General features: G+C 40.0%; 26 protein-coding genes. 17 read left to right on the top strand and 9 right to left on the bottom strand.

The window, feature by feature from the left end:
* Positions 1-87 precede the first annotated feature (87 nt).
* Positions 88-540 (top strand): hypothetical protein, encoded by a 453-nt coding sequence (locus tag HCJ66_RS07340; protein ID WP_187132533.1) that lies wholly within the window; start codon positions 88-90, stop codon positions 538-540.
* 66 nt (positions 541-606) lie between these two features.
* Here HCJ66_RS07340 and HCJ66_RS07335 read toward each other — a convergent pair whose 3' ends face one another.
* From HCJ66_RS07335 to HCJ66_RS07325, 3 genes are read right to left on the bottom strand one after another with little or no spacing between them, the layout of a single operon-like run.
* Complete coding sequence (locus HCJ66_RS07335; RefSeq protein WP_187132532.1) at positions 607-1,020, bottom strand: VOC family protein; 414 nt, start codon at positions 1,018-1,020, stop codon at positions 607-609.
* A gap of 44 nt (positions 1,021-1,064) precedes the next feature.
* Positions 1,065-1,706: a FusB/FusC family EF-G-binding protein gene (locus HCJ66_RS07330; RefSeq protein ID WP_187132531.1), complete on the bottom strand. Its 642-nt coding sequence runs from the start codon at positions 1,704-1,706 to the stop codon at positions 1,065-1,067.
* 3 nt (positions 1,707-1,709) lie between these two features.
* On the bottom strand, positions 1,710-2,285 hold the full coding sequence (locus HCJ66_RS07325) for a TetR/AcrR family transcriptional regulator (RefSeq protein WP_187132530.1): 576 nt from the start codon (positions 2,283-2,285) through the stop codon (positions 1,710-1,712).
* 151 nt (positions 2,286-2,436) lie between these two features.
* Between HCJ66_RS07325 and HCJ66_RS07320 the strand changes: the two genes are divergently transcribed.
* The 3 genes from HCJ66_RS07320 (at position 2,437) to HCJ66_RS07310 (ending at position 5,363) form a co-directional block, all read left to right on the top strand.
* Complete coding sequence (locus HCJ66_RS07320) at positions 2,437-3,141, top strand: AzlC family ABC transporter permease (RefSeq protein ID WP_187132529.1); 705 nt, start codon at positions 2,437-2,439, stop codon at positions 3,139-3,141.
* On the top strand, positions 3,138-3,461 hold the full coding sequence (locus HCJ66_RS07315; RefSeq protein WP_187132528.1) for an AzlD domain-containing protein: 324 nt from the start codon (positions 3,138-3,140) through the stop codon (positions 3,459-3,461). The genes HCJ66_RS07320 and HCJ66_RS07315 overlap by 4 nt, the downstream gene beginning before the upstream one ends.
* 366 nt (positions 3,462-3,827) lie before the next feature.
* Positions 3,828-5,363, top strand: coding sequence for a polysaccharide pyruvyl transferase family protein (locus tag HCJ66_RS07310; RefSeq protein ID WP_187132527.1), 1,536 nt, complete (start codon positions 3,828-3,830; stop codon positions 5,361-5,363).
* On the opposite strand, the gene HCJ66_RS07305 is transcribed toward HCJ66_RS07310, so the two are convergent.
* On the bottom strand, positions 5,328-5,984 hold the full coding sequence (locus HCJ66_RS07305; protein WP_187132526.1) for a DUF1361 domain-containing protein: 657 nt from the start codon (positions 5,982-5,984) through the stop codon (positions 5,328-5,330). The genes HCJ66_RS07310 and HCJ66_RS07305 overlap by 36 nt on opposite strands.
* Before the next feature lie 126 nt (positions 5,985-6,110).
* Positions 6,111-6,575 carry a hypothetical protein gene (locus HCJ66_RS07300; RefSeq protein ID WP_187132525.1) on the bottom strand — a complete coding sequence of 155 codons (465 nt, stop codon included), beginning with the start codon at positions 6,573-6,575 and terminating at the stop codon, positions 6,111-6,113.
* A gap of 160 nt (positions 6,576-6,735) precedes the next feature.
* Between HCJ66_RS07300 and HCJ66_RS07295 the strand changes: the two genes are divergently transcribed.
* On the top strand, positions 6,736-7,653 hold the full coding sequence (locus tag HCJ66_RS07295; protein WP_187132524.1) for an alpha/beta fold hydrolase: 918 nt from the start codon (positions 6,736-6,738) through the stop codon (positions 7,651-7,653).
* A gap of 65 nt (positions 7,654-7,718) precedes the next feature.
* On the opposite strand, the gene HCJ66_RS07290 is transcribed toward HCJ66_RS07295, so the two are convergent.
* From HCJ66_RS07290 to HCJ66_RS07275, 4 genes are all read right to left on the bottom strand, one after another.
* Positions 7,719-8,966 carry a glutamate-5-semialdehyde dehydrogenase gene (locus HCJ66_RS07290; protein WP_187132523.1) on the bottom strand — a complete coding sequence of 416 codons (1,248 nt, stop codon included), beginning with the start codon at positions 8,964-8,966 and terminating at the stop codon, positions 7,719-7,721.
* Positions 8,963-9,790 carry a glutamate 5-kinase gene (gene proB / locus HCJ66_RS07285; protein WP_187132522.1) on the bottom strand — a complete coding sequence of 276 codons (828 nt, stop codon included), beginning with the start codon at positions 9,788-9,790 and terminating at the stop codon, positions 8,963-8,965. Before proB ends, HCJ66_RS07290 begins: the two co-directional genes overlap by 4 nt.
* A 104-nt stretch (positions 9,791-9,894) precedes the next feature.
* Positions 9,895-11,094: a PrsW family glutamic-type intramembrane protease gene (locus tag HCJ66_RS07280; RefSeq protein ID WP_187132521.1), complete on the bottom strand. Its 1,200-nt coding sequence runs from the start codon at positions 11,092-11,094 to the stop codon at positions 9,895-9,897.
* Between the two features lie 89 nt (positions 11,095-11,183).
* Positions 11,184-11,597, bottom strand: a complete 414-nt coding sequence (locus HCJ66_RS07275; RefSeq protein WP_187132520.1) for a helix-turn-helix domain-containing protein — start codon at positions 11,595-11,597, stop codon at positions 11,184-11,186.
* Positions 11,598-11,746: 149 nt separating this feature from the next.
* Here HCJ66_RS07275 and HCJ66_RS07270 point away from each other — a divergent pair, with 149 nt between their 5' ends.
* The 12 genes from HCJ66_RS07270 (at position 11,747) to xerC (ending at position 25,196) form a co-directional block, all read left to right on the top strand.
* Positions 11,747-11,962 (top strand): helix-turn-helix domain-containing protein, encoded by a 216-nt coding sequence (locus HCJ66_RS07270; RefSeq protein ID WP_036093828.1) that lies wholly within the window; start codon positions 11,747-11,749, stop codon positions 11,960-11,962.
* 173 nt (positions 11,963-12,135) lie between these two features.
* Positions 12,136-13,089 (top strand): hypothetical protein, encoded by a 954-nt coding sequence (locus HCJ66_RS07265; protein WP_187132519.1) that lies wholly within the window; start codon positions 12,136-12,138, stop codon positions 13,087-13,089.
* Positions 13,090-13,207: 118 nt separating this feature from the next.
* The gene (gene tig / locus HCJ66_RS07260) at positions 13,208-14,503 is read left to right on the top strand and encodes a trigger factor (protein ID WP_187132518.1); all 1,296 of its coding nucleotides are present in this window, start codon (positions 13,208-13,210) and stop codon (positions 14,501-14,503) included.
* A gap of 267 nt (positions 14,504-14,770) precedes the next feature.
* Entirely contained in the window at positions 14,771-16,030 is a 1,260-nt protein-coding gene (gene clpX / locus HCJ66_RS07255) for an ATP-dependent protease ATP-binding subunit ClpX (protein WP_187132517.1), read from the top strand.
* A gap of 204 nt (positions 16,031-16,234) precedes the next feature.
* Positions 16,235-16,834, top strand: coding sequence for a signal peptidase I (gene lepB / locus HCJ66_RS07250; protein WP_181676675.1), 600 nt, complete (start codon positions 16,235-16,237; stop codon positions 16,832-16,834).
* Between the two features lie 249 nt (positions 16,835-17,083).
* A complete protein-coding gene (gene sipZ / locus HCJ66_RS07245; protein WP_187132516.1) occupies positions 17,084-17,623 on the top strand; it encodes a type I signal peptidase SipZ in 540 nt (179 codons plus the stop codon).
* A gap of 12 nt (positions 17,624-17,635) precedes the next feature.
* Positions 17,636-18,529, top strand: a complete 894-nt coding sequence (gene ylqF, locus HCJ66_RS07240; protein WP_181676673.1) for a ribosome biogenesis GTPase YlqF — start codon at positions 17,636-17,638, stop codon at positions 18,527-18,529.
* Entirely contained in the window at positions 18,504-19,283 is a 780-nt protein-coding gene (locus HCJ66_RS07235; protein ID WP_187132515.1) for a ribonuclease HII, read from the top strand. Before ylqF ends, HCJ66_RS07235 begins: the two co-directional genes overlap by 26 nt.
* Before the next feature lie 151 nt (positions 19,284-19,434).
* On the top strand, positions 19,435-20,295 hold the full coding sequence (dprA, locus tag HCJ66_RS07230; RefSeq protein ID WP_187132514.1) for a DNA-processing protein DprA: 861 nt from the start codon (positions 19,435-19,437) through the stop codon (positions 20,293-20,295).
* 282 nt (positions 20,296-20,577) lie between these two features.
* The gene (gene topA / locus HCJ66_RS07225) at positions 20,578-22,656 is read left to right on the top strand and encodes a type I DNA topoisomerase (protein ID WP_187132513.1); all 2,079 of its coding nucleotides are present in this window, start codon (positions 20,578-20,580) and stop codon (positions 22,654-22,656) included.
* 79 nt (positions 22,657-22,735) lie between these two features.
* Positions 22,736-24,040 carry an FADH(2)-oxidizing methylenetetrahydrofolate--tRNA-(uracil(54)-C(5))-methyltransferase TrmFO gene (trmFO, locus tag HCJ66_RS07220; protein ID WP_187132512.1) on the top strand — a complete coding sequence of 435 codons (1,305 nt, stop codon included), beginning with the start codon at positions 22,736-22,738 and terminating at the stop codon, positions 24,038-24,040.
* A 253-nt stretch (positions 24,041-24,293) separates the two neighbouring features.
* Positions 24,294-25,196 carry a tyrosine recombinase XerC gene (gene xerC, locus HCJ66_RS07215; RefSeq protein ID WP_246438601.1) on the top strand — a complete coding sequence of 301 codons (903 nt, stop codon included), beginning with the start codon at positions 24,294-24,296 and terminating at the stop codon, positions 25,194-25,196.
* The last annotated feature ends 15 nt before the right edge of the window (positions 25,197-25,211 follow it).

Below are 25,211 nucleotides of genomic sequence, written 5' to 3'. Positions count from 1 at the left end.
ATAATATACATGACAAAAAAACGTTGCATCTTGTTACATATAAAAGTACAATTAAGCTATGTCTTATAACCAAAGGGTGGAGCGTGAATGCACGATAAACTGATATCTAATGAGATCACAAAGCTTTTTTCAAAGGAGATTTTTCGTTTTGTCGAGTTCTGGTTCGATAATTACTATGCAACTGATTTTCACGACACTATTTTAGAAGAGCATCCTGAATTTGTGCAATTATACCGAACGACGATTGTCAAAACGGTATCAAGTGGCTTGCGCGGGATTAGTGGTGGAGGCTACTCCCAACTCGATTATTACAACCTCGGGAAAACAGAGGCACAAAACGGACTAACAGCAGAAGATGCGCTACGCAATCGCGATTCCTTTGAAGCTGCGATGGAAGCATTTTTATTGAAGCGTAGAAAAGAAGGTGCTATAGATGTTACGGAGCAAGAAATAAACTATTATATGGATGAATTAACCGCATTTCACGATACCATCATGCCGATTATTTTGCAGGGATATGGGGATTATGCGAAGAAATAGAGAAACTAAAAGCTAGTTCCTGCATAATCGAGGAACTAGCTTTTAGTTTGCATATGCCGGGTCTTTTTATCCGTTAAGCGCACTAGAATCCATATAAAGAACTTCCCATAAATGCCCATCGATATCTTGGAAACTCCAACTATACATAAATCCTTCATCCATTTTCGTATTCGATGTTGTTCCGCCTGCCGCCAGAGCTTTCTCGACAAATTGGTCAACTTCTTCACGACTATTTACCGAAATCGACATAATAGCCTCGGTTGTTGTTTTCGAGTCGGCGATAGATTTCTTCGTAAAGTTTTGGAAAAATTTCTCCACGAGCAGCATCACGAACGCGCCCTCGTTTACAATCATGCAGGTTGCGTTTTCATCCGTGAATTGCGGGTTAAACTCAAAGTCGAGTGCCTTGTAAAACGCAATAGACTTATCTAAATCCGTTACTGCTAAATTAACAAAAAGCAAATTTGGTTGTTCTGCCATCTTTAAAACCCTCCTTTAAGTTATCTTTATCAGTATACCCAGATTCAGGATTTCAACTCACGAATAAAAGCATCCAGCCGATCCGTACTTTGCACATGCGCACTACAAGCGAGGCTGTCAGCGCAAATATACTGACCAATGGCGCGGAAATTATCTGTGTTTCCTTTCGCCTTAATATCTGCCTTAAACAAACCAACACGCTCATTCTGGTGACAAAAAGCGCAGATACCTTTCTTGGGAACAGGGGTAAAACTACCTTGAACACCAGTTAATTTCCCATCATGCTTGGCGATAATGAACTTTTTCTGAGCTCCCGTATCGTTCCATCCGAGAAATACAAGTCGTTCCATTTCCGCATCAGGTAGGGTAGGGGCCTTCAATTTCTTGGCTTTTGGGAACAATTTCTTCACGGTCGCATCCGTCACAATCGGGAAGGGTAACAGAAACTCCTGCAATCGTTCATCAAAATGAGCAAGTTCTTCCTCGGAATGAATATGAAAAATCTCCCCAATCAGCTGCTCCTGCTCAGGTTCCAATGTTTCAAAAATCGCCTGCGCTTTGTCGATACACAAAAACCGTAGCGCGTTTTTTACTCCTTCATCGTTCGTATTTTGCGCGCCATAAAAAGCATTCATGGCTTGTTTTAAAATAAAATGATAATTAGCATTTGTTATAAAAGCTTGCATTACTTACATCTCCTTTTGTGTCCCGTGGAAGAAAAATCGCTCCGTCAAAGCAATAATTTGATCTTCAAGGACACCTTCTTTTAATAAATAGTCAAAGATAGCCGGATCGAATAGATGAATGAAGTAGGAAACTAAAAAAGGGGTGGGGTAGACTGGGTCAATCAAACGCTGCGCCTGCAAGTGCTTAAATAAGACACCAAGCTCGTCTAAAATATGCTCGAAAATATGCACAAGCTCCGTCGTTTCCGTCATATTGGGCTTATTTCGCAATACAAAAATAAAATAAGGATTTCGAATAATCGTCCGAATTAATGTTTTCAATTTCAACAAACTATCATCGACATTAATCATCGTTTCCCGCATCATCTGCAAAAAATTCTGTGCATTACGTTCCATGATACGCGCGATAATCGCATCTTTATTCGAAAAATGATTGTATAGCGTTCCTTTTGAAATTCCAACAGCAAGTGCGAGTTCATCCATATTCAATTGGCTATCCGTGGTTTGAAATAACATATTTTCGGCCTGCGCTAGTATAAGTTGTTCTCGGTCGTACTTTTGTTTTTCCTTCCAATTCATTTAGAGGCCACCTTTTTGCACAACAAGTCATAATTTGACTTCGGAGTCATTTTTTATATAGTATAAAACCAAATCGGCAGAATGTCAAGAAGCGCTAGTCACAAACGCCAAAATTTGATAGGATAATAGAAAGAGAAAAGGGGCGTGACACATGTCAGATCAAACGGGGAACATCACTTTCCAACAAGGTGTAAAGGATTGTATTCCAACATTATTAGGTTACATAAGTATCGGGATAGCGACTGGCGTTGCTGGTATTGCTGCAAACTTGAGCATTTTAGAAGTCACACTATTAGCGGTTTTTGTCTATGCAGGCGCTGCACAATTCATTATTTGTGCCATGTTATTAACGAACAGCACCACATTGGCCATTATTGTCACGACATTTATCGTCAATTTTCGACATTTTCTACTAGGCGCAACTTTAGCACCACATTTTCAAAAAGACTCGATGCTCAAAAATATCGGAATTAGCCTACTCGTCACCGATGAATCTTTTGGCGTGGCAGCGATGAAACTGGCGAAAAAAGAGCCGATTTATGCGTCATGGATGAACGGATTAAACATCACCGCGTATCTCGTCTGGATTGTAGCTTGCGCACTCGGCGCTCTTGTTGGGAAACTAATTCCAAATCCAGCAGTATTCGGTCTTGATTTTGCCCTCACAGCCATGTTTGTCGCATTATTCGTATTCCAACTACAAAGCGTACCAAAATCAAAACTGCGCCACATCTCGTTTCTAATCCTATACATGCTTATTTTCATGATAGGTCTATCTTTTATCGTTTCAACAAATGTAGCCGTTGTATTATCCACGCTAATCGTTGCAACCATTGGGGTGGTGACAGATCGATGAGCATCAGCTATGGATTTATTCTCATGCTATTAGGTTGCTCACTTGTAACCGCAATCCCGCGAATGCTACCGTTTCTAGTTATGCGTAATATGCAAATTTCCGAACCCGTCCTAAAATGGCTAAGTTACATCCCACTCTGCATTTTCAGCGCACTTATCATTGAAAGTTTCATGACAAACGGAGTACAGGGCTTTCAAATTCATTGGCTAGAATTAGTTGCCGTTATCGCAACGCTTATTATCTCCTTGATTACTCGCAGTCTACTATGGACAGTTATTTTAGGCGTGGTCATAATGGCGCTACTTCGCCTCATTTTTTGACAGTTTCTAATGCGAAATACAATAAAATCTTGCATTATTCCCGAATCCATGGTAATATAGATACCGTTGTTAAAATAACATTATCGGTGGCGGAATAGGTAGACGCATTTAGTTGCAAAGAACTTCGAAGCAAAGCAACATTAATAAAGTACATTTAAACAAGTTAAGATTTAAATATGAGTTTGTGTGGTGCAAATCCACACCCGATGATCAAACATAAATGCAGAAGGTGTAGTAAAATACATCATCTGCATTTTTTTATGCTTTTTTACGGAATATAGTGTCAAATATCGTTTCATTTGAATTGCGCAATTATTTAGGAACTGATATACTGAACTAGAATGACAAAAAAAGGGATGTGCAAGGATGAAAAAAATATTAGTTCGCAGTGGGATGCGACCAATAGATTCTTTTTCAGCTGAAGAGATACTTACAAAAGATCGTACGGGTTACAATAATGGTAATTTGGCATATCAGTATAGCATTTTTCGAACACTATGGAAGGAGGATGTCGAGTTATTTTCTGATGGGTATTTCGCTAATCCGAATTTGGCAGACGAAATAAATGAGACGTATGATGCGTACATTATACCTCTGGCAGACGCTTTTCGAGAAGATTTTAGATGGATGTTGAGAGCATATACACAATTGATTAAACGACTGACAATTCCTGTTTATGTCATTGGAGTCGGGTTACGTGCACCTTATGAACCTAAACTAGGAGAAGATTTTATTTTCGATGAAGATGTGAAGGCATTTGTAAGCGCTGTGCTAGAAAAATCAGGTCAGATTGGCTTGAGAGGAGAGATCACCTCAGAATACTTAACGAAATTAGGCTTTAAAGAAGGTGTAGATCATCGCGTTATAGGCTGTCCATCACTGTATACATTTGGCAGAGAATTAAAGATTCGTTCACTTGATTTACATAAAAATTCTCCAATCGCGATTAATGCTTCGCCTGTTGCACTAGAAACATCCATCGAATTCTTGAACAAAGTAACTGCACAATATGGTAATTATAACTTTATTCCGCAACTATATGATGAATTATTTCTTACCTATGCAGGTGGACCAGGAGTGGTGAGTGATATATCTAATTATCCAACGTCTATTGCTTCTAAGTATTATCAAGAAGGTAAGGTAAAATATTTCACTAGTATGCAAGCTTGGCTAGATGAGATGAAGCGGACGAGTTTTAGCATTGGATCACGTTTACATGGAAATGTTACGGCAACAATTGTAGGCACGCCAAATATTTCTTTTGTGCAAGATGCTAGAATGCGGGAGCTTGCCGCGTATCATCAGTTGCCTCATGTGACTGCCGAAGCATTAACTAGCTTCAATAACTTAGAGGAGCTCCTTGAAAAAGTAGATATTCATTCTGCAGAAAAAGTGCAAGCAGCTAATTTTGATAACTATTTAGATTTCCTTGATTATAATAAAATAGACCATATTTATAAGGCTGACAAAAATCGCAAAGACGCACCAATGGACTCCTTTTTAAAAGACGTTGAATTTTCGAAAGGTATTGTACCAATTACGGCTTGTTCAAAAGAGGAGATATTCCAGAGACTAGCGCAAGTAACAGAAATTGTGAAAGAAAAGGCGGTTATTAAGGTGGATCTTGAAATCAATAAACGGGAGCAACAAATTCGTACTTTAAAACAAAACGTGAGTAATGAACAGCGGAAGCTTCAAGTAGCAGAACAGAAAATCATCAGTACAGAGGCGAAAAACGTTGAGCGAGACAATCAGCTAGAATTAAGCGCGCAAAAGCTAGCGAAAACAACAACAGAACTTCAGCAAAAGAAGAAGGAGGCAGACTACTATAAACGCACAACAGAGCGAAAAGCTGCGCGCATGGCACTAAAAGTAGCAGATGTTTTTGCTAAAAAAAATTAATAAGCCAACAGTCAAAAATACGACATACACAATCGCCTGAATCACCATAAAACACAAAACAAAGTAACTCATCTCATACGAAAAGGCATCGATCATCTGCTGTATCGAATAAAGTGGCTCCGTAAAAAGGTAAACAGAATGCAACCGAGCAAAGCGTCCTAAATAGATCGCGTATCCCGACAAAGCTGAAATCCCGACAAATGTCGTCCAATAAACAAGCGCACGCGACGATTTACGGCGAATCATCCACTCATCTAACATCCATTTAAGCGAAACAAACCCAGTATATAGGCCAAAACAAACACCCACAGTTAGTGCAGTAAAACGCCCCCAAATATACGGGTCACTTGAGAAAATACCCGTTCCAGCGACACTCACACGCAAGCCCTCTAGATGAAAGAAATCAGTCAACAAGTACGGGGCATTCGGAAAGAATAACAGCCATAAAAAAGCAATCGGCCAAAATAGATAAGCTTTGCGCTGTTTCCTATAAACCAATGCTGCTAATTCAAGAGGGATATATGCCAAAGATACATTTAAAATCATAAAATAATATCCGTCCAAAATAAACATAATATACAATATATACATAACAAAAAAAGCTCTACACCATTTCATCATAAAAAGTCAAACCCCCTTTATACAGCTTACTAATCCAAGTTTCTAAAAAACATCGATATACATGACAAAATTGTAATATAAGCACAAAAAAGAACGGTAGCAATAACAAACCACCGTTCTTAACTATTATACCGTTAATGAAACCAAAAGGATATCTTTTTTAGAGATATCTAGAAATGGTAATTTCACACGTGTGTCTAAGCAATAAGCGTTATATAGAATTGGTTTTAAAGCCGTTTTCGTGTTGTCAATCGTTCCAATAAAGCGGTTAATCTCTTGATACAGCGTCTCAGGATGTTGCAACGAGGCAATCTTCGCGTCAATCCGATTTTGACTAACATTCACATTAGAAACTTTAATCGCCTCATCAAAAGCGTCATTAATGGATTCGCGAGTCAGTTCCACCTGCGTATAGCCATTATCCGCCCAATCAATCTCAAGAATATGACAATCATCTAAAATCAAAAAATCACCTGTCCAAAGCTTGCCGTCTATTTCCACGACCATCCGCGTGTTAGCAAAAAGCTCCTTGTTACCATATTTCTTCAAAACATAATCAAACATTTGTAAATGCGCGATATCCTTTGTCATGTTAACATCTCCTTCATTCCTCTATTTTAACATATTGTGATTATTTGAACAAACGTTAAAAGTGCTAAATAACGCAAAAAATCAAATCCATGAGTAGCATATTTGGGAATTCTGGAGGGACTCATGTATAATGGAATTATATGAGAAGAGGAGGGATACGATGCATACAGAAGTAAAGATAGAAACACATGATCAGCTATCATTACACGTACATATTTGGGAGAAAGTTGCCACGCCAATCGGTATTGTTCAAATTATTCACGGCATGGCAGAACACGGTGCGAGATATAGCGAGTTCGCCGAGTATTTAAACACCCAAGGATTTATCGTTATTGCCGATGATCATCGCGGATTTGGCAAGAGCGCTGAGGATTCCACGAAGCTTGGGCATTTGCCTTTTCCAGATGGATTTGAAGCCATGGTGGCAGATGAAGAAGTTGTGGCTACCTTTATCAAAGCACGTTACCCGAACCTTCCACATCTTCTTTTTGGGCACAGCATGGGAAGCTTCGTTACGCGTGTCTTGATTACACGATACAGCGTCGATGTAGCGATTTTGGCAGGGAGTGGTTTACAACCAGATCCGCTTTTGAAATCAGGCCTGTTCTATGCAAAGCTACGAGCACAAAAAAATGGCACCAAACGCAGCAAAATTCTGCACAAGTTATCATTCTACGGCTTCAATCGTGAATTCATCGCAGAAAAACATCCATTTAGTTGGCTTTCTCGAGATAGGTCGGTGCATGAAGAGTATATGGAAGACCCATTTGGCGGTCAAGTCGTTGGCTCACTGGGTTTCTACCATAGCTTGCTTCGAGGTGTGGAGCAGTCGCAAAATCCTGCAACAATCTCAAAAACGCCCAAAAACCTCCCGTTATTGCTTATTTCAGGAAGTAAAGATCCAGTTGGACACCTCGGAAAAGATGTGCCGAAACTAGCTGTAAAATTTGAAAAAGCAGGGGTGCAAGATGTCACCTTAAAAATATACGAGGATGCGCGTCACGAACTGACAAATGAGATTAATAAAGAGCAAGTTTTTGAAGATGTTGCCACTTGGTATAAAAAGTATATAAAATAGAATAGATAGCAGTAAAAACAGCAAATCAACACCAGTGGAGAGTGGTAGATTTGCTGTTTTTTATGTTATTCTCGTATTTGGCCTTCGCCGTAGATGATGTATTTCGTCGATGTTAGTTCGTTTAAACCCATTGGACCACGGGCGTGTAATTTTTGCGTACTGATACCGATTTCTGCACCGAATCCGAATTCAAACCCATCCGTGAAACGAGTAGAAGCATTGACATAAACAGCCGCAGCATCCACTTGTTGTAAGAATTTTTGACTCGTGAAGTAGTTGTCTGTAACAATCGCTTCGGAATGCTTGGTTCCGTATTTATTAATATGAGCAATCGCAGCATCTACATCAGGCACGACCTTAACGGCTAAAATGTAATCCGCGTATTCGGTCTCCCAATCAAGTTCCGTGGCTGGAATCAAGTCAGGAATGATAGATATGACTTGCTCATCCCCGCGAATCTCCACGTTTTCGTCGCGAAGTCGGGAAACGATTGTTGGCAAGAAATCACCGGCAACTGCCTCATGAATCAAAAGCGTTTCGGCAGCATTACAGACAGAGGGACGGCTAGCTTTGGCGTTAACGATAATTTTTGTGGCCATTTCTTGTTGCGCCTCGCTGTCAATATAAACGTGGCAATTACCAGTTCCCGTTTCGATAACAGGAACCGTCGCATTCTCTAAGACTGCTTGGATTAACCGGGCGCTACCACGCGGAATCAAGACATCGAGATAAGCGTTTAGTTTCATCAACTGTTGTGCGGTGTCACGTGACGTGTCCTCTACAATCTGCACAGCATCGGCAGGGAAGCCAGAGCTCGCTAGCGAATCCCGAATCACGCGCACGAGGGCAAGGTTGGAATGAAAAGCCTCACTTCCACCACGTAGAATAGTCGCGTTTCCTGTTTTGAAACAAAGGACTGCGGCATCCACAGTGACGTTTGGCCGTGATTCGTAGATAATACCAATAACGCCCAGCGGCACACGTTGTTTTCCAATCGTTAATTCCGCCTCGTTTTTCCACATGTGCACGACTTCGCCAATCGGGTCAGCGAGGGTTGCGACTTGCTTCACACCTTCCGCCATGTCTACAATTCGTTCTGGCGTTAAGCGCAACCGATCAAGCATCGCATCCCGAACGCCATTTTCCGCAGCAGATGCTAAATCTTTCTCATTAGCTTCTAAAATAGCCGTAGTATTTGCGACTAGAGATATGGCGAGCGACTGCAGCGCCTCGTTTTTCGCCTTCGTTTTTGCTTGCGCTAACACCAATGCAGCCGCCTTTGCTTGTTTTCCTTTTAAAATGAGTTCGGTCATCGTCCCGTTTCCCCCTTTACAAAATCTTTCGTAGCAAATAAAGTGCCGATAGAATCGCCGTTCATAATATCAAAAATCGTACTAGGATTATTTCCGTTTGTCAGCACCATCTTGCCCCCGTTTTTCAGAACTCTTTCGGCAGCAGCGAGCTTTGTCAACATGCCACCAGTACCAAATTCAGAGCCTTTACCACCTGCTAATGCTTGCAATTCCGGCGTTATTTGGTTGATTTCAGTAAACATGGTAGACTCAGGATTTTCATTCGGATTGCTATCATAAAAACCGTCAATATCCGACAACATAATCAGCAAATCAGCTTGGATAACCTCGGCTACAATAGCGGATAGTCGGTCATTATCGCCGAATTTTGTCAGATGCTCAATTTCTTCAATCGCAACGGTGTCATTTTCATTGACGATGGGGACAATTTCGTTTTCGAGCAACTTATTGAACGTATTAATCACGTTTTTACGACTGACAGGATAGTCAATCACATCGCGGGTCAGCAGAATTTGCCCAACTGTATGCCCATACTCACCAAAAAACTTACTGTAAATGTGCATCAGTTCACTTTGTCCAACTGCGGCGATAGCTTGTTGCTCGGGAATAGTGGTAGGGCGTGTGGCTAATTGTAGTTTATGGCAACCAACGCCAATCGCGCCCGAGGAAACGAGCACAACTTCCTTACCTTCATTAGAAAGATCGCTGAGAACCATCGCTAATTTTTCAATAGTTCGTAAATTTATATTGCCATTTGGATACATGAGCGTACTAGTTCCAACTTTAATGACAATTCGTTTGCAGTTCTTTAAAGATGTACGCATAGAACGAGTCTCCTTTTTAAGTCGAATTATATTCCATTCATTGTACACTATTTCGGCGCGCAAAAAAACCCATTCTATCAAAAAAGATAGAACAGGTCGCAAAATTACGCTTTCGCAGGCTTTTTACCTGAGATTTGACGTAAGCCTTTATTGATAAGTGAGAAGATAACGATCCAAACAACGACGATAAGTAAAATTTGTTTGAACGCAATTTGTGGCAGTGGATTCCAAGGGCAATCCCAAAGGAAGTGAAGACCAATCGGGATAATGAATAGACTTAAGAATCTGCCTGTAAAAATATGACGCATTTGGAGTTTCGGATCGGATCCTTTTGCAATCATTAACGCGGCACCAGAAATAGCTGCCCAGACCACGTGTCCACCGATTGACTGCCAACCACGAGAGAAAATGATGTTTAGCATTGTATCGCCGGCAAATTGTAGGTTTTTAAATACCGCTGCGACTTCAATACTGTAATTAAATGCATAACCAAGCGATTCAAAGGCCGCAAAACCAGCTCCAACAGCCGCCCCGATAAGTAACCCATTCAAAATATATTTTGGTTTCAGCGCCACAATAAAGAGGGCAACAATGACCATTTTTCCAGTTTCTTCAATAATACCAACTAAGAAGGCGTTAAAGTAGTTTAATTGTCCAACGGGAATCACTTCATATAGAATCAGCGTAGCCACAAGCGCTGCGACACCACCGATAAAGAACATTTTTAAAACATCAAAGAAACTAATATTCCGCGGAGCATTGATTTCGAAAAATAGCACAAGTACCGAAAATGGCATGGTGAACGATCCAATAACCATTAAGCCAGGAATTGTATTCGAATTAGAAAACATATAAGTACAAGCGAGTAATAATAAATAAGTGATAGCTAGCGCGAAAAAGACACGAGAGAAAAGGAACGGTCTCGTCCAAGAAGATGCAATATCTCCTTCATTCGGCGTTGTGTAAGTAGTACCCGCGATAAAGACTTTCTCGCTGTCTGTTTTAGGGTGCTTTTTGAAGACGTCAGCAAAAATATCGCCTAAGCCTAAATGTTGCGCCCCATTTTTTTCGTGGGGATGGTGATTTGCCTCCTTTTTAGGCCCTTTTGAAGCGTCATGCGGACCGTGGGATTCGTGAATCGTTTGGAAAATTGGGCTATCCTTTAGAAATAGCCACTCGCCATTTACCTCCTGCTTCACTCTCGTCTCGGCAGTTAATTCCTTTCTTTTGTATAGTGTTCTGAGTTCGTAATCTGTTAATGGACCAATTGTCTTGTCATTTTTTTGAAAATACCAATGAGACAAATGGATCGCCTCCCTTATTTATATTTATAGTCTTTACCTTTTTCCACAAAAAGAATAGGTTGAAACTTAATATAGATAGAAAAACAGTTTTAGTCTTTTTTTCGGAGTTCAGTATTTAGGCTTTGCGCCTGATTTAACAGGAAGATAATTGTATCGTCAATAAATTTAACAACTTCAGGACGTATAGGTTGTGCATCGAGTTGAACATTTTCCTCAAAACGGAGATCTTGCCTGATTTGCTCTAAGGTTTTTGTGATATCAGGATTTTTTTCTACCTCGCTTGGTTTATAATCGGAATCATTTTTTTGACCGACTAGATAATCAACAGAAACATCGAATAGCATAGAAATATGGCGTAGCATCTCAATGTCTGGCTCCCTAATGCCGTACTCCCAATTACCATATGTAGACGTCGCGTTAAGGCTGAGTCGTCTTGCTGTTTCTGCTTTCGTCCAACCTTTCTGCTCTCTTAAGATAGTTAACCGATGACTTAATTTTGGCATTTAATCACTCCTTTTAGAATATAGTATATCATAACTTACACAATACAGCTATTTTATTACACGATATGACTGGTAACGATTTGACATCAACTATTAGAGTTGATATTATGGTTTTATAAACACAAATTGAGTAGAATGGAGCGATACACATGAAAGCAACTGCAGACAAGAAAATCAATTGGGCGAAAGTGAGAAAGAGAAGAGAATCTTTGGGAATTTCGCAAGCGTTTATTTCAAGGAAAATGGGATATAAATACAGTTCTGGATACTCTAACCTCGAGAAAGGGATGGTACGATTAACGGCAGAAAAGGCAGCGGTGCTAGCAGAAATTTTGCGATGCAAACAAGAAGATTTTTTTAAATAAATCCCTTCAAAACGTGACGATTTGTCACGTTTTTTGTATGTCAATAGAAATAAAACAAAAAAAGAATATCAACTAGAGGGGAAATCGTGTAAAATGGAATCAAATGAGGGCGTGCTAACTCCAGGTTGTGCGCCACTAAAAATGGACTTATTTTTGTGAGGAGTTTTTTAACGATGAAGGGATCAGATATTATTTTTCCTACTATTGTAGAGATGTTTTTAAAAGATGGCATCACGATTCTCGGGGAAGAAGAGGAATATGTGGTACAGAAATTTTTAGAGCAAGCGTATGTGGAGCAACCATGTAATGAGGCTGTTGTCTACGCGTTAATTAAATTGTATAACGCGAAACAGGCGTTTGAAGATGCAAGGGAAGTTGGGCAAGCCTTCTTAATGATGGATGGTTATAACAAGGAAATACTAGGTGAGCTATCGGCGACCTTCTTATCACTGAATGAGATGGATACGTATTTTAGTTTGGTTAAGCAACATTTGGATAAAGAATCGCAATTAGATGATTTAGAAACGAGTGATGTTGAGGAAGCGAGTAATGTCATTCCGTTTCCGAAGAAAATTAAACCGAGACGGAGCATCGCGAATTTTTTGGAGTGGGGCACAGCGGAGCAATTGGAATTTTTACAGCAGGCTAGATTCCATGACGTTGAGCCATACCTTGAGCCATTTGCGGCATTCTTAGAAGATACGACGACTTCCCCATTCGTGAAATCAATGATACTTGAGCTTTTACAAGAAAAAAAGGTGGATGCTGTTTTCCTGGTGAAGAAGGTGGGTATGGAGGAACAGGTGAATCCTAGCAAAATCCCGCTTTTAACTAGCGATCCGTTTATTGAGGAATTGATAGAAAATTTAACAAGGCGATGGGAGCATAAAAATCCTAGCTTGTTGGAACAATTGCTAGTCATTGTGCAACAACACCTTTTCATTATGTATCCATTCCGATTTCCGTCCGAACATATCGAGCTGTGGAGTGAGGCATATAGCAAGTGGTTGTCACAAATGTACGGAGAAATTTGGCGAGATAATGCTGAAATAAATCACGAAGAGCTAATGGAAGCAACCCAATTTATCGAGAGAATGGAACAGGTGCAGCAAAATTATCTGCTTTAACCAGAGGATTGTTGTTTTCAAGTAGATAAGTTTTATGTTATTATGTATGAGTGCGACTGAAATCAGTATTGAGGAATCAAGACTAATAACCAGTAAATAGATGTATGGAGGGAATACCATGTCAGTAAAATGGGAAAAAAAAGAAGGTAATGTTGGTACATTAACTTTCGAAATTAATCAAGAGCAAATCAAAACAGGAATGGATAAAGCATTCCAAAAAGTTCGTAAAAATCTAAACGTACCAGGCTTCCGTAAAGGGAAAGTGCCGCGTCAAATCTTTAACCAACGTTTTGGTGAAGAAGCTCTGTATCAAGATGCATTAGATATCATGTTGCCAGAAGTTTATGCAGCTGCTATTGAAGAATCGGGAATTGATCCAGTGGATAACCCACAAATCAATGTAGAATCAATGGAAAAAGATGCAGTTTGGGTATTAACTGCAGAAGTAACTGTGAAACCTGAAGTGAAACTTGGCGACTATAAAGGCGTTGAAGTAGAAGCACGCGACGCGAAATTAACAGACGAAGAAGTGGATGCTGAACTTAAGAGCATGCAAGAACGTCAAGCTGAATTAGTTGTTCGTGAAGATGCTCCAGCTGAGGATGGCGATACAGTTATTCTTGATTTTGAAGGATTTAAAGACGGTGTTGCTTTTGAAGGCGGCCAAGCAGACAATCACTCATTAGAACTTGGTTCAGGTTCATTCATTCCAGGTTTTGAAGAACAAGTGGTTGGTTTGAAAGCTGGCGAAGAAAAAGATATCGAATTAACATTCCCAGAAGAATACCACGCAGAAGACCTTGCTGGTCAAGCTGTCGTATTCAAAATCAAAGTACACGAAGTTAAAACAAAAGAGGTTCCAGAACTTGATGATGAGCTTGCAAAAGACATCGATGAAGAAGTGGAAACTCTTGCTGAACTAAAAGAAAAAGTAACAAAACGTTTACAAGAAGCAAAAGAAGACAGCGTTGTACAAGCAAAACAAAATGAAGCGATTGCAAAAGCGGTAGAAAATGCAGAAGTGGAAATTCCACATGCAATGGTTCACCACGAAGCAGATCACATGATGAACCATTTTGCGCAAGATTTACAAGCACAAGGATTAACTCCTGAGCTTTACTATCAATTCACTGGTCAAACAGAAGAAGCGATGCACGCGCAAATGGAAACAGACGCTGAAAAACGCGTAAAAACAAACCTAGTTCTTGAAGCAATTGCTGAAGCTGAGGGCATCACGCCAACAGAAGCAGACATTGACGAAGAAGTAAAAACACTTGCTGACAAATACAGCATGGAAGTAGACGCAGTTCGTGCAGCATTAGGCGATATGAACGAATTGAAATCTGACCTTAAAATCCGTAAAGCAATTGATCTTTTAGTAGAAAACGCTAAAGAAGTGAAAGCAGCGGAATAATTTTTAGGAAATAAGACAATTCACTAGTATGTTTAGGAGAGGGCATGAGTTTATAACTTGTGTCCTCTTGTTTGTTGTTGTTGCGACTCTAATGAAGCTCACTTGCTGAATTAGAGTCGCAATATGCATAAGAACGAAGAAAATATGCCATCCGTTTAATGTTTCTTAATAGCATTTCTCACAAACTAGTGATATGATAAACAGACATAAGCTTGTTTTATAAGGCATTACGCTTATGAAAACACTTAATTAGAAGGGGTGAAAACCTTGTTCAAATTTAATGACGAAAAGGGAACGCTGAAATGTTCTTTTTGTGGCAAAACACAAGACCAAGTGCGCAAATTAGTTGCAGGACCTGGCGTGTATATTTGTGACGAGTGCATCGAATTATGTAACGAAATTATTGAAGAAGAGCTAAATGTGTCTGAATTTGTGGACTTTGGCGATGTGCCGAAACCTCAAGAAATTCGCCGCATTTTAAGTGATTATGTTATTGGTCAAGACCGTGCAAAAAAAGCATTGGCTGTGGCCGTTTATAATCACTATAAGCGCATCAATTCGAACGAAAAAGTAGACGATGCGGTGGAATTATCTAAGAGTAACATCTGCTTAATCGGGCCAACTGGTAGTGGTAAAACATTACTAGCACAGACGTTAGCTAGACTTTTGAACGTACCATTTGCGATTGCAGATGCTACGAGTCTAACAGAAGCTGGTTACGTTGGTGAAGATGTAGAAAATATTCTGCTGAAACTGCTTCAAGCGGCCGATTTTGATGTAGAACGCGCCGAAAAAGGCATTATCTACATTGATGAAATCGATAAAGTGGCGCGTAAATCAGAGAATCCGTCGATTACACGTGACGTTTCTGGTGAAGGTGTACAACAAGCCTTGCTGAAAATTTTAGAAGGAACAGTTGCGAGTGTTCCTCCACAAGGCGGGCGTAAGCATCCACATCAGGAATTTATCCAAATCGACACTGGGAATATCTTGTTTATCGTTGGCGGTGCTTTTGATGGCGTAGAACAAATCGTTAAGAATCGTCTCGGTGAAAAAGTCATCGGATTTGGAACGGAAAATGAGCAATTAAAAGAAGATGAAACGTATCTTTCAAAAGTTGTTCCCGAGGATTTATTGAAATTCGGTCTGATTCCTGAATTTATCGGACGTTTACCAGTTATTGCAACACTTGAGCAATTGGACGAAGAGACGCTGATTTCGATTTTAACCGAGCCTAAAAATGCCCTTGTGAAGCAGTACCAAAAAATGTTAGAGCTTGATGATGTAGAACTTGAGTTTACAGCTGAAGCTTTATCAGAGATTTCCAAAGAAGCGATTGCTCGTAAAACTGGAGCTCGTGGTCTGCGCTCGATTATTGAGCATATCATGCTGGAAGTTATGTTTGAGATTCCTTCCCGTGATGATATTAAGAAATGTATCATTACGAAAGAAGCCGTTATGGGTGAAGCTGAGCCTCAATTACAATTAGAGGATGGCTCTATTATCCCAATTAAAACATCAGCGTGATAGAATGAAAAACGCTAAATCCAGAATGTGGATTTTAGCGTTTTTCTTTTTGGGAATTGGGTAAACAGTAGTTAGGAAAGAGATTATATATTAGAAAAAGATTAGAATTACTCTAGCACAGTATATTTTGCTGTTTTTTTTAAAGCGTTTCATGCTATACTTTAACTTGTGTTTAGTAGTAATTGTAGAGAGGAACTAGAGGATATGGATAGTGAGACTAATGAGACTAAAAAAACTGGTCGTGGCAAGGGGAAGGCGATATGGGGATGGGTTCAAGTAATTCTTATAGCCGTCATACTTTCCATGGCGCTCCGCTATTTTGTGATTTCACCGGTTACAGTTTTTGGGGATTCGATGTACCCAACGTTGCATGATGGAGAGCACTTATTTATTAATAAAGTAACAGGCCCAGATCGATTTGATATTATCGTATTTCCTGCTCCTGATGAAAAGGATACGGAGTACATCAAACGCGTGATTGGATTGCCTGGAGATACAGTGGAGTATAAGCAAGATCAACTGTATATCAATGGTAAAAAATATGACGAGCCATACTTAGATGAAGAAAAGAAAGATTTATCTAATGGTTATTTAACGACGCTAAATGATGGCGCTCAAGGTAATCCTAACTTCTCCTTAGCAACAATTCCAGCGTGTGGAGGCGCTACGAAGGTACCAGAAGGCAAATTATTCGTGTTAGGAGATAATCGCCCTATAAGTAAAGATAGCCGCTATATTGGCTTTATTGACGAGGATAAAGTACTTGGAAAAGTTATCTCATTCGGTAAGTCATTACAAAAGTAGAGAAATAAGTAGATTATCACAAATTCTATTTTTGGGTAAGGCGTTAATTTTGCTTTAAACAAATCGAGCGAAAGCGTTTGTGTTCAGAGAGGTTAGTGAACTTCCCTGAACACAAACGCTTTTCGCCGATTTATTTGGGTTATCGACCAAACCAAAGCTTTTTTTGTGTTATTAGTGTATACTTAGAACTATAAAAAATAAAATCAAAAGGGTGATAAATCTAGCACGAGATTTAGGGGAGATGGCATTTTGAACGAAAAGAATTTAAAATTATTGTGGAGCTGGACTTGGGCAATTGTGCTGGGCCTACTTTTAACGGTACTTATCCGTTTTTACTTTTTTGTGCCTGTAATGGTGGACGGGTCTTCGATGATGCCGACGTTGCATGATGGAGATCGTGTCATTATTAACCGCTTTGGAAATGTGGATCGCTTCGATGTGGTTATTTTTAAAGATGAAGGTAGAGAGTATGTGAAACGTGTGATAGGTGTGCCAGGTGATAAGATAGTGTATAAGAATGATGAACTATTTATAAATGGTAAAAAACAGGACGAGCCTTATCTAGATGATTATAAAAAGCAGTTAGGAAATGCATTATTAACAGATGATTTTAGCACAGCAGACATGATTTCAGGAGGAGTTGTGCCCAAAGGAACGGTTTTTGTGTTAGGAGATAATCGACGTGCAAGTAAGGACAGTCGCATTATGGGGCCAATTCCAGAGTCGAAAATACTTGGGACCACCCCGATTTGCTATTGGCCGCTAGAACACGCGAAGTTTATTAGATAAAAGGAGTTTATTATGACAATACAATGGTTTCCGGGTCATATGGCAAAAGCCCGTCGTGAAGTAACAGAGAAATTGAAGTTGGTGGATGTGATTTTTGAGTTGGTGGATGCAAGAATTCCTTATTCTTCGTCAAATCCGATGTTAGAGGAGATTATTCATCAGAAAAGACGCGTGATTATTTTAAATAAAGCAGATACAGCGGATGAAAAAGTGACGCAGGAATGGATCGATCATTTCGCAGAGCGTGGATTACCGGCAGTTGCTGTGAACGCACAAGAAGGAAAAGGGATGCACAAAATTGAGCGGGCGGCCGAAGCATTGATGGCGGAGAAATTTGAGCGTCAGCGTAGTCGCGGCATGAAACCGAGAGCGATTCGGGCGATGATTTTGGGGATTCCGAACGTTGGGAAATCGACATTGATTAATCGGCTTGTGAAGAAGAATATTGCTAAAACGGGGAATAAACCGGGTGTCACGAAGGCTCAGCAATGGATTAAGGTTGGGAAAACGTTGGAGTTACTGGATACTCCAGGGATTTTATGGCCCAAATTTGAAGATCAGCGGGTTGGTTATAAGTTGGCGCTTACTGGCGCAATCAAGGATGACTTGCTACATATGGAAGATATCGCTGGATTTGGCTTGCGTTTTTTAGAGGAAAATTATCCAGAGAAGTTGCATCAATGGTTGCAAATCGAGTCTTTACCAGAGGAAACAACGGAAGTTCTGGCGATGATTGCAGAACGGCGTGGTATTTATGATCGCTATCGTGATCCTGATTATTCGCGAGCAGCTGAGTTGTTAGTAAGAGAGATGCGTCAAGAGAAAATGGGGCGTGTTTCCTTTGATTTTCCAAGCGATTTGGTAGTGGAGGACGATGAAAATGGCAGAGAAGCTAGCGATAATTAAAGAGCGACTACAGCTGGTGACTTCTGAGGCAGATCCTTTTTTTCAAGAATGCCTTTTAGATGAGCGTAAGGGTGTTGCCAAATTAGTCGCTTCGTTTCGGCGTGAACAGGCAAAAAAAGAGGCGCTTTTTGCTCAGTTAGAGGCGATGAAATACTATGAAAATGAAGCCAGATCGAAGGGGTTTCAGGTGATTGCTGGAATCGATGAGGTTGGGCGTGGACCGCTTGCTGGACCGGTAGTTGCCGCAGCCGTGGTGTTGCCAGCTGATTTTGATATAGTTGGTGTCAATGATTCGAAACAGCTAAGTGAGGCGAAACGCGACCATTTATATGACACGATTTTGGAGAAAGCGCTGGCTGTGGGGATAGGTATTAAATCGCATGAAGTAATCGATAACATCAATATTTATGAAGCCACCAAATTAGCAATGGCAGATGCGATTGATGCATTGTCTATGAAACCAGATTTTTGTTTGATTGATGCGATGCCTTTGAAACATTGTGAACATGAGTTGTCCCTGATAAAAGGGGATAGTAAAAGTGTGTCAATCGCTGCGGCATCTATTGTTGCAAAAGTGACTCGCGATAGAATGATGGCAAAGTTTGATGAGGAGTTCCCAGGTTATGGTTTTGCAAAGAACATGGGTTATGGGACGAAAGTGCATCTGGATGGACTTGAAGAGCAGGGTGTATGCCCTATCCACCGCCTGACTTTTGCGCCAGTGAAAAATATTTTTTTAGGTACTAAAAGCTAGTTGAAAAAGCAGTAGCAACGGTAAAAAATTATCTTTTGAAGAACTTGAGATGATTTTACTGATTGAAACTGCTTTTTTTCTGTTTTTGACACAATTTACAAACTAGGAATGAGGGGATAAGATAAGGGAAACGTAAAGGAGAGAAAAACACATGAAAAACTGGTTATTGCATATGAAATATTGTTCATCGATGTCTGTCAAACAACTGGGAAAATTATGGCGCGAGTTTCCAGTGAAGCAGCTACGGAAGATGTCCGCAGAAGAAATAGCAACAAGTCTTGAGATGTCGGAAGAACAACGCGAACGATTTAAAAATGAATTTTCTCGTTTTCACTTAGCGAACGTTCTATTGGAATTGGAACGGTATCAGATTACTCTCGTGTCTATTGAGGACGCTTTTTATCCAGTGCTATTACGCGAATTGTATGATCCACCGCTCCTTTTATTTGCTAGGGGAAATCTAGAGTTATTAGCGTGGGATAAGCTTGCCATTGTAGGCACTCGAAAGATGACAGACTATGGAAAACAAATAATAGGCCAGCTAGTCGCACCTTTATGTAAGGAGTCACTAACGATTGTAAGTGGACTAGCGGTAGGAGTAGATGCAGAAGCACACCGGGAGTCTATGCGTGTTGGCGGAAAAACGATTGCAGTTATTGGAAGTGGATTCTTGCAATTCTATCCGCTTGAAAATAAACAACTGTTCGAAAAGATAATGAGAGATGGGCTCGTGCTAAGTGAGTATGCACCTCATGTTACAGCGCGGAAATGGCATTTTCCAGAACGAAATCGTATTATTAGTGGGTTATCATTAGGAACGTTAATTGTACAGGCGGAGAAAAGAAGCGGTTCCCTTATCACTGCAGATGCGGCATTGAATCAAAATCGTGAAGTTTTTGCCGTCCCTGGAAGTGCCTTTCAACTTAGCTCTGCTGGGACGAATAAATTAATTCAAGAAGGAGCGAAATTAGTAATGGAAGCTTCTGATATAATGGAAGAATTGCGTCAATAAGGATAAAATTCTACATTTTAAGTGATTAGGCTTGCATTTCTCACGTATTTGATATAAGTTGGCTAAAGAATCATCATTATTCCAAGTTTGTAAAAAAATAAGCTGGAATAAAAATGAATTGACAAATAGCACAACTAAGGATAACATTTACTACTGATTACACGTTTTATTTTTGTAATTAGAGTTGGAGACTATTTAAAATCGGAAGCTGAATGTCAGAAGAATCATACTGACGCGCTCCGCTGTCTTAAATGCGTATCCCAAATTAGGGAGGAATTAACAATGGCCGATTATTTAGTAATAGTAGAATCACCAGCAAAGGCAAAAACAATTGAGAAATATCTTGGCAAAAAATACAAAGTAAAAGCCTCCATGGGACATCTTCGGGATTTACCGAAAAGCCAGATGGGTGTTGACACAGAGAACAACTTTGAACCTCGCTATATCACAATTCGTGGTAAAGGTCCTATTTTAAAAGAGTTAAAACAAGCAGCGAAAAAAGCGAAAAAAGTTTACCTTGCAGCCGATCCAGATCGCGAGGGTGAAGCAATTGCTTGGCACCTTGCGACAAGTCTTGGTTTAGACCAAACAGATGATCTCCGTGTTGTTTTTAACGAAATAACAAAAGAAGCAGTAAAAGAATCCTTTAAACATCCGCGTAAGATTGATATGGATTTAGTAGATGCGCAACAGGCTCGCCGTATTCTAGATCGTTTAGTAGGCTATAACATCAGTCCTATTCTATGGAAGAAAGTAAAAAAAGGGCTGAGCGCCGGTCGTGTTCAATCTGTCGCTCTCAAACTAGTCATTGACCGGGAGAATGAAATTAAAGCCTTTATACCAGAAGAATATTGGACAATTGATGGTAATTTCAAAAAAGGAAAAAAAGAATTCCAAGCCAATTTCTATGGTATGAATGGGAAGAAAAAGAAATTATCCACCGTTGAGGATGTCAAAGAAGTGATGTCCACGATTAAAGGAAAGCAGTTTGAAGTTATTGATGTAGTCAAAAAAGAACGTCTGCGTAATCCAGCAGCACCATTTACGACATCATCTTTACAACAAGAGGCTGCGCGTAAGCTTAATTTTAGAACACGTAAAACGATGATGTTAGCGCAACAATTGTATGAAGGAATTGCCTTAGGTCGTCAAGGTACGGTTGGTTTGATTACGTATATGCGTACCGACTCTACACGTATTTCTGACACAGCTATCCAAGAAGCATCTACATTTATTACGGAGACATATGGCAAGGAATTTGGACGTACGCAAAAACGAAATGATAAAAAATCAAAAGGTTCTCAAGATGCCCATGAAGCTATTAGGCCAACCAGTGCGATGCGTTCACCACAAGATGTTAAAGAGTACCTTGGTCGTGACCAGCTACGCTTATATCGCTTAATTTGGGAGCGTTTCATAGCCAGTCAAATGGCTCCAGCGGTTTTGGATACGATGCGAGTAGATTTAGATAATAATGGCGTGATGTTCCGTGCCAATGGTTCTAAGATAAAGTTTGCAGGGTTTATGAAAGTCTATGTAGAAAGTAATGATGATAATAAAGAAGAGAAAGAAAATATTTTACCAGACTTGAAAAAAGGTGACAAAGTTGAATCGCAATCACTAGAACAGCGTCAACATTTCACGCAGCCACCTCCACGTTTCACGGAAGCTAGACTTGTTAAAACGCTGGAAGAAGTAGGAATTGGTAGACCATCTACTTATTCGCCTACGCTTGATACGATTCAAAGACGTAACTATGTATCGTTAGATAATAAACGATTTGTGCCAACAGAATTAGGTGAAATTGTACATGAACTTATTCGTGACTATTTCCCGGAAATATTAGATGTACAGTTTACGGCTAATATGGAAGCGGAATTGGATGAGGTAGAACATGGTCAGATGCAGTGGGTAAAGGTTATCGACCAATTTTACCAAGGTTTTGAGAAAAATGTAGAGCGTGCAGATAAGGAAATGGAAAAAATCGAGATTAAGGATGAACCAGCAGGGATTGATTGTGATCTTTGTGGTGCTCCAATGGTCTTTAAAATGGGGAAATACGGCAAGTTCTTAGCTTGTAGTCGCTTCCCAGATTGTCGCAATACGAAGCCTATTGTGAAAGAAATTGGTGTTACTTGTCCTAAGTGTAATGAGGGACAAGTGATCGAACGTAAGAGTAAGAAGAAACGGATATTCTATGGTTGCGATCGTTATCCTGCATGTGATTACGTTTCTTGGGATAAACCAATCGCACGTCCATGTCCGAAATGTAATGAGAAGGCCCTTGTTGAGAAGAAACTCAAAAAAGGCGTACAGATTCAATGTACAAATTGTGATTATAAAGAACAACCACAACAATAGAATGTGTTATAAAATAGCTAGACACAATAGCAACAAGCGATACTCGCGCGTTGCTATTGTTCTGAATTGGAGGATGAAAATGGAGAAAAAAGTGAATGTAATTGGGGCAGGCTTAGCTGGAAGTGAAGCAGCTTGGCAACTTGCAAAACGTGGAGTTAAAGTAGATTTATATGAAATGCGTCCAGTCAAGCAGACACCGGCACATCACACCGACAAATTTGCTGAATTAGTGTGTAGTAATTCATTACGAGCGAATACGATGACTAATGCTGTAGGTGTTATTAAAGAGGAAATGCGCTTGCTAGATTCTATTATTATTGAAGCGGCTGACCAAGCTTCTGTTCCAGCGGGTGGTGCTCTAGCTGTAGATCGACATGAATTTTCAAGCTATGTAACGGAGAAAGTGAAAGAACATCCGAATGTAACAGTATATCATGAAGAAATTACGGAGATACCAGACGGCCCGACCATTATTGCGACAGGTCCACTGACGAGTGAGGCTTTGGCTGGGCAAATCAAAGAACTTACTGGTGAAGAGTACTTGTACTTCTATGATGCGGCGGCTCCGATTATTGAGCAAGATAGTATCGACATGGACAAGGTGTATTTGAAATCTAGATATGACAAAGGAGAAGCGGCTTATCTCAATTGTCCGATGACAGAAGAAGAATTCAACGCATTTCATGAAGCTTTAGTGACGGCGGAAACAGCAGAGCTAAAAGAGTTCGAAAAAGAAATTTTCTTTGAAGGTTGTATGCCGATTGAAGTGATGGCTAAACGGGGCATTAAAACGATGTTATTTGGGCCGATGAAACCAGTTGGCTTAGAGGATCCTAAGACAGGCAAACGTCCTTATGCTGTTTTGCAGTTGCGTCAAGATGATGCAGCAGGGACATTGTATAACATGGTTGGTTTCCAAACGCATCTGAAATGGGGCGACCAAAAACGCGTATTCCAAATGATTCCTGGTTTAGAGAACGCGGAAATCGTTCGCTATGGGGTTATGCATCGCAATACCTTCATTAATTCACCGAAAGTTTTATTACCGACGTATCAACTAAAAGCCCGTCCAGAACTGTTTTTTGCAGGTCAAATGACGGGTGTTGAGGGCTATGTTGAGTCTGCGGCAAGTGGTTTAGCTGCTGGAATTAATGCAGCGCGTCTTGTTTTGGGAGAAGAATTAGTTGTTTTCCCTCCAGAAACGGCTATTGGAAGTATGGCGTACTATATTACGAACACGAATACAAAAACATTTCAGCCAATGAATGTAAATTTTGGGTTATTCCCAGACTTGCCTACAAAAATCCGTAGTAAACAAGAAAGAAATGAACAACATGCAAACCGAGCGATTGAAGCAGTAAAAGAAGTTATTCCGAATTTATAAAAAAATAAGGGGATGCGGCTTTGATAAAAAGAAGCCGCATTGTCTTGTTTTTAATATTTAAGGAAAAATATTACTGATAGAATCTAAACAAACGAGGTAAGAACGTATTTTACTGAATCGCATTAGAGTAGGTTTTATCCTTTAATTTACACTTTCTCGGTTCAATTCGAAAGGTTGCGAAAAATGTATAAAATTATTGCAACATCACACCATGTGTGATACGATGGACTTGTTTGAGAGGTGTATAAATGTGATGACTGGGCGAAATTGGGAGCAGGAGTTTAGTAATTATTTAAGCACCGAGCGCAATTATTCAGAACATACTAATATCAATTATATTCATGATATTCGTGATTTTCATGTATTTATGGTGGAGGAATCGATTAATCATTTTACAGATGTGACGTATATGGATGTTAGGCTATATCTCACATATTTACGCAAACAGGAATTTGCCCGTACAACTGTAGCTCGGAAAATTTCAAGTTTGCGCAGTTTCTATGCCTTTTTGCTACGAGAAAAAGTTATGAATGAGAATCCGTTTGCCTTTGTTTCGCATGCCAAAAAACAGTTGCGATTACCCAAATTTTTCTATTCAAAGGAAATGGAGGCACTGTTTGATGTTGTGTATGCGAACAATGACCCATTGACTTTACGAGACCGAGCTTTGCTTGAATTATTGTATGCTACTGGAATTCGTGTGAGTGAGTGCGCGGGAATTTTGTTGCCTGACATTGACCAAACCTATCAAGCTATTTTAATTAGGGGAAAAGGAAACAAGGAAAGGTACGTTCCATTTGGTGCTTTTGCGCTAGATGCTGTGAATGATTATACAAAAGGCGGGCGCGCTATTTTGACGGAGCACCATGCGAAGGAGCATCAAGCGTTATTGATAAATCATTATGGTGACCCGTTGACGGCAAGAGGTATTCGTTATTGTTTGAGCAAAGTGATTGAGAAGGCTTCTCTAACAAGAAAGATTCACCCTCACATGTTGCGACATACATTTGCGACTGATTTGCTGAATAATGGTGCAGATATGCGAACGGTACAGGAATTGTTAGGGCATGCAAGTCTTTCTTCTACTCAGATTTATACACATGTCACGAAGGAACATTTGAAGGAAACGTACATGAAACATCATCCAAGAGCTTGATTTTTTAAGAAATGG

Origin of the sequence: Paenilisteria portnoyi (assembly GCF_014322795.1) — a bacterium.
Taxonomy (GTDB): Bacteria; Bacillota; Bacilli; order Lactobacillales; family Listeriaceae; genus Listeria_A; species Listeria_A portnoyi.
This window is presented reverse-complemented; position numbering and strand designations above follow the sequence as displayed.

Bases quoted from the DNA above. Each gene is read 5' to 3' on its own strand.
- HCJ66_RS07340 (WP_187132533.1), top strand. From the start codon at position 88: ATGCACGATAAACTGATATCTAATGAGATCACAAAGCTTTTTTCAAAG.
- HCJ66_RS07335 (WP_187132532.1), bottom strand. From the start codon at position 1,020: ATGGCAGAACAACCAAATTTGCTTTTTGTTAATTTAGCAGTAACGGAT.
- HCJ66_RS07330 (WP_187132531.1), bottom strand. From the start codon at position 1,706: ATGCAAGCTTTTATAACAAATGCTAATTATCATTTTATTTTAAAACAA.
- HCJ66_RS07325 (WP_187132530.1), bottom strand. From the start codon at position 2,285: ATGAATTGGAAGGAAAAACAAAAGTACGACCGAGAACAACTTATACTA.
- HCJ66_RS07320 (WP_187132529.1), top strand. From the start codon at position 2,437: ATGTCAGATCAAACGGGGAACATCACTTTCCAACAAGGTGTAAAGGAT.
- HCJ66_RS07315 (WP_187132528.1), top strand. From the start codon at position 3,138: ATGAGCATCAGCTATGGATTTATTCTCATGCTATTAGGTTGCTCACTT.
- HCJ66_RS07310 (WP_187132527.1), top strand. From the start codon at position 3,828: ATGAAAAAAATATTAGTTCGCAGTGGGATGCGACCAATAGATTCTTTT.
- HCJ66_RS07305 (WP_187132526.1), bottom strand. From the start codon at position 5,984: ATGATGAAATGGTGTAGAGCTTTTTTTGTTATGTATATATTGTATATT.
- HCJ66_RS07300 (WP_187132525.1), bottom strand. From the start codon at position 6,575: ATGACAAAGGATATCGCGCATTTACAAATGTTTGATTATGTTTTGAAG.
- HCJ66_RS07295 (WP_187132524.1), top strand. From the start codon at position 6,736: ATGCATACAGAAGTAAAGATAGAAACACATGATCAGCTATCATTACAC.
- HCJ66_RS07290 (WP_187132523.1), bottom strand. From the start codon at position 8,966: ATGACCGAACTCATTTTAAAAGGAAAACAAGCAAAGGCGGCTGCATTG.
- proB (WP_187132522.1), bottom strand. From the start codon at position 9,790: ATGCGTACATCTTTAAAGAACTGCAAACGAATTGTCATTAAAGTTGGA.
- HCJ66_RS07275 (WP_187132520.1), bottom strand. From the start codon at position 11,597: ATGCCAAAATTAAGTCATCGGTTAACTATCTTAAGAGAGCAGAAAGGT.
- HCJ66_RS07270 (WP_036093828.1), top strand. From the start codon at position 11,747: ATGAAAGCAACTGCAGACAAGAAAATCAATTGGGCGAAAGTGAGAAAG.
- HCJ66_RS07265 (WP_187132519.1), top strand. From the start codon at position 12,136: ATGAAGGGATCAGATATTATTTTTCCTACTATTGTAGAGATGTTTTTA.
- tig (WP_187132518.1), top strand. From the start codon at position 13,208: ATGTCAGTAAAATGGGAAAAAAAAGAAGGTAATGTTGGTACATTAACT.
- lepB (WP_181676675.1), top strand. From the start codon at position 16,235: ATGGATAGTGAGACTAATGAGACTAAAAAAACTGGTCGTGGCAAGGGG.
- ylqF (WP_181676673.1), top strand. From the start codon at position 17,636: ATGACAATACAATGGTTTCCGGGTCATATGGCAAAAGCCCGTCGTGAA.
- HCJ66_RS07235 (WP_187132515.1), top strand. From the start codon at position 18,504: ATGGCAGAGAAGCTAGCGATAATTAAAGAGCGACTACAGCTGGTGACT.
- dprA (WP_187132514.1), top strand. From the start codon at position 19,435: ATGAAAAACTGGTTATTGCATATGAAATATTGTTCATCGATGTCTGTC.
- topA (WP_187132513.1), top strand. From the start codon at position 20,578: ATGGCCGATTATTTAGTAATAGTAGAATCACCAGCAAAGGCAAAAACA.
- trmFO (WP_187132512.1), top strand. From the start codon at position 22,736: ATGGAGAAAAAAGTGAATGTAATTGGGGCAGGCTTAGCTGGAAGTGAA.
- xerC (WP_246438601.1), top strand. From the start codon at position 24,294: ATGACTGGGCGAAATTGGGAGCAGGAGTTTAGTAATTATTTAAGCACC.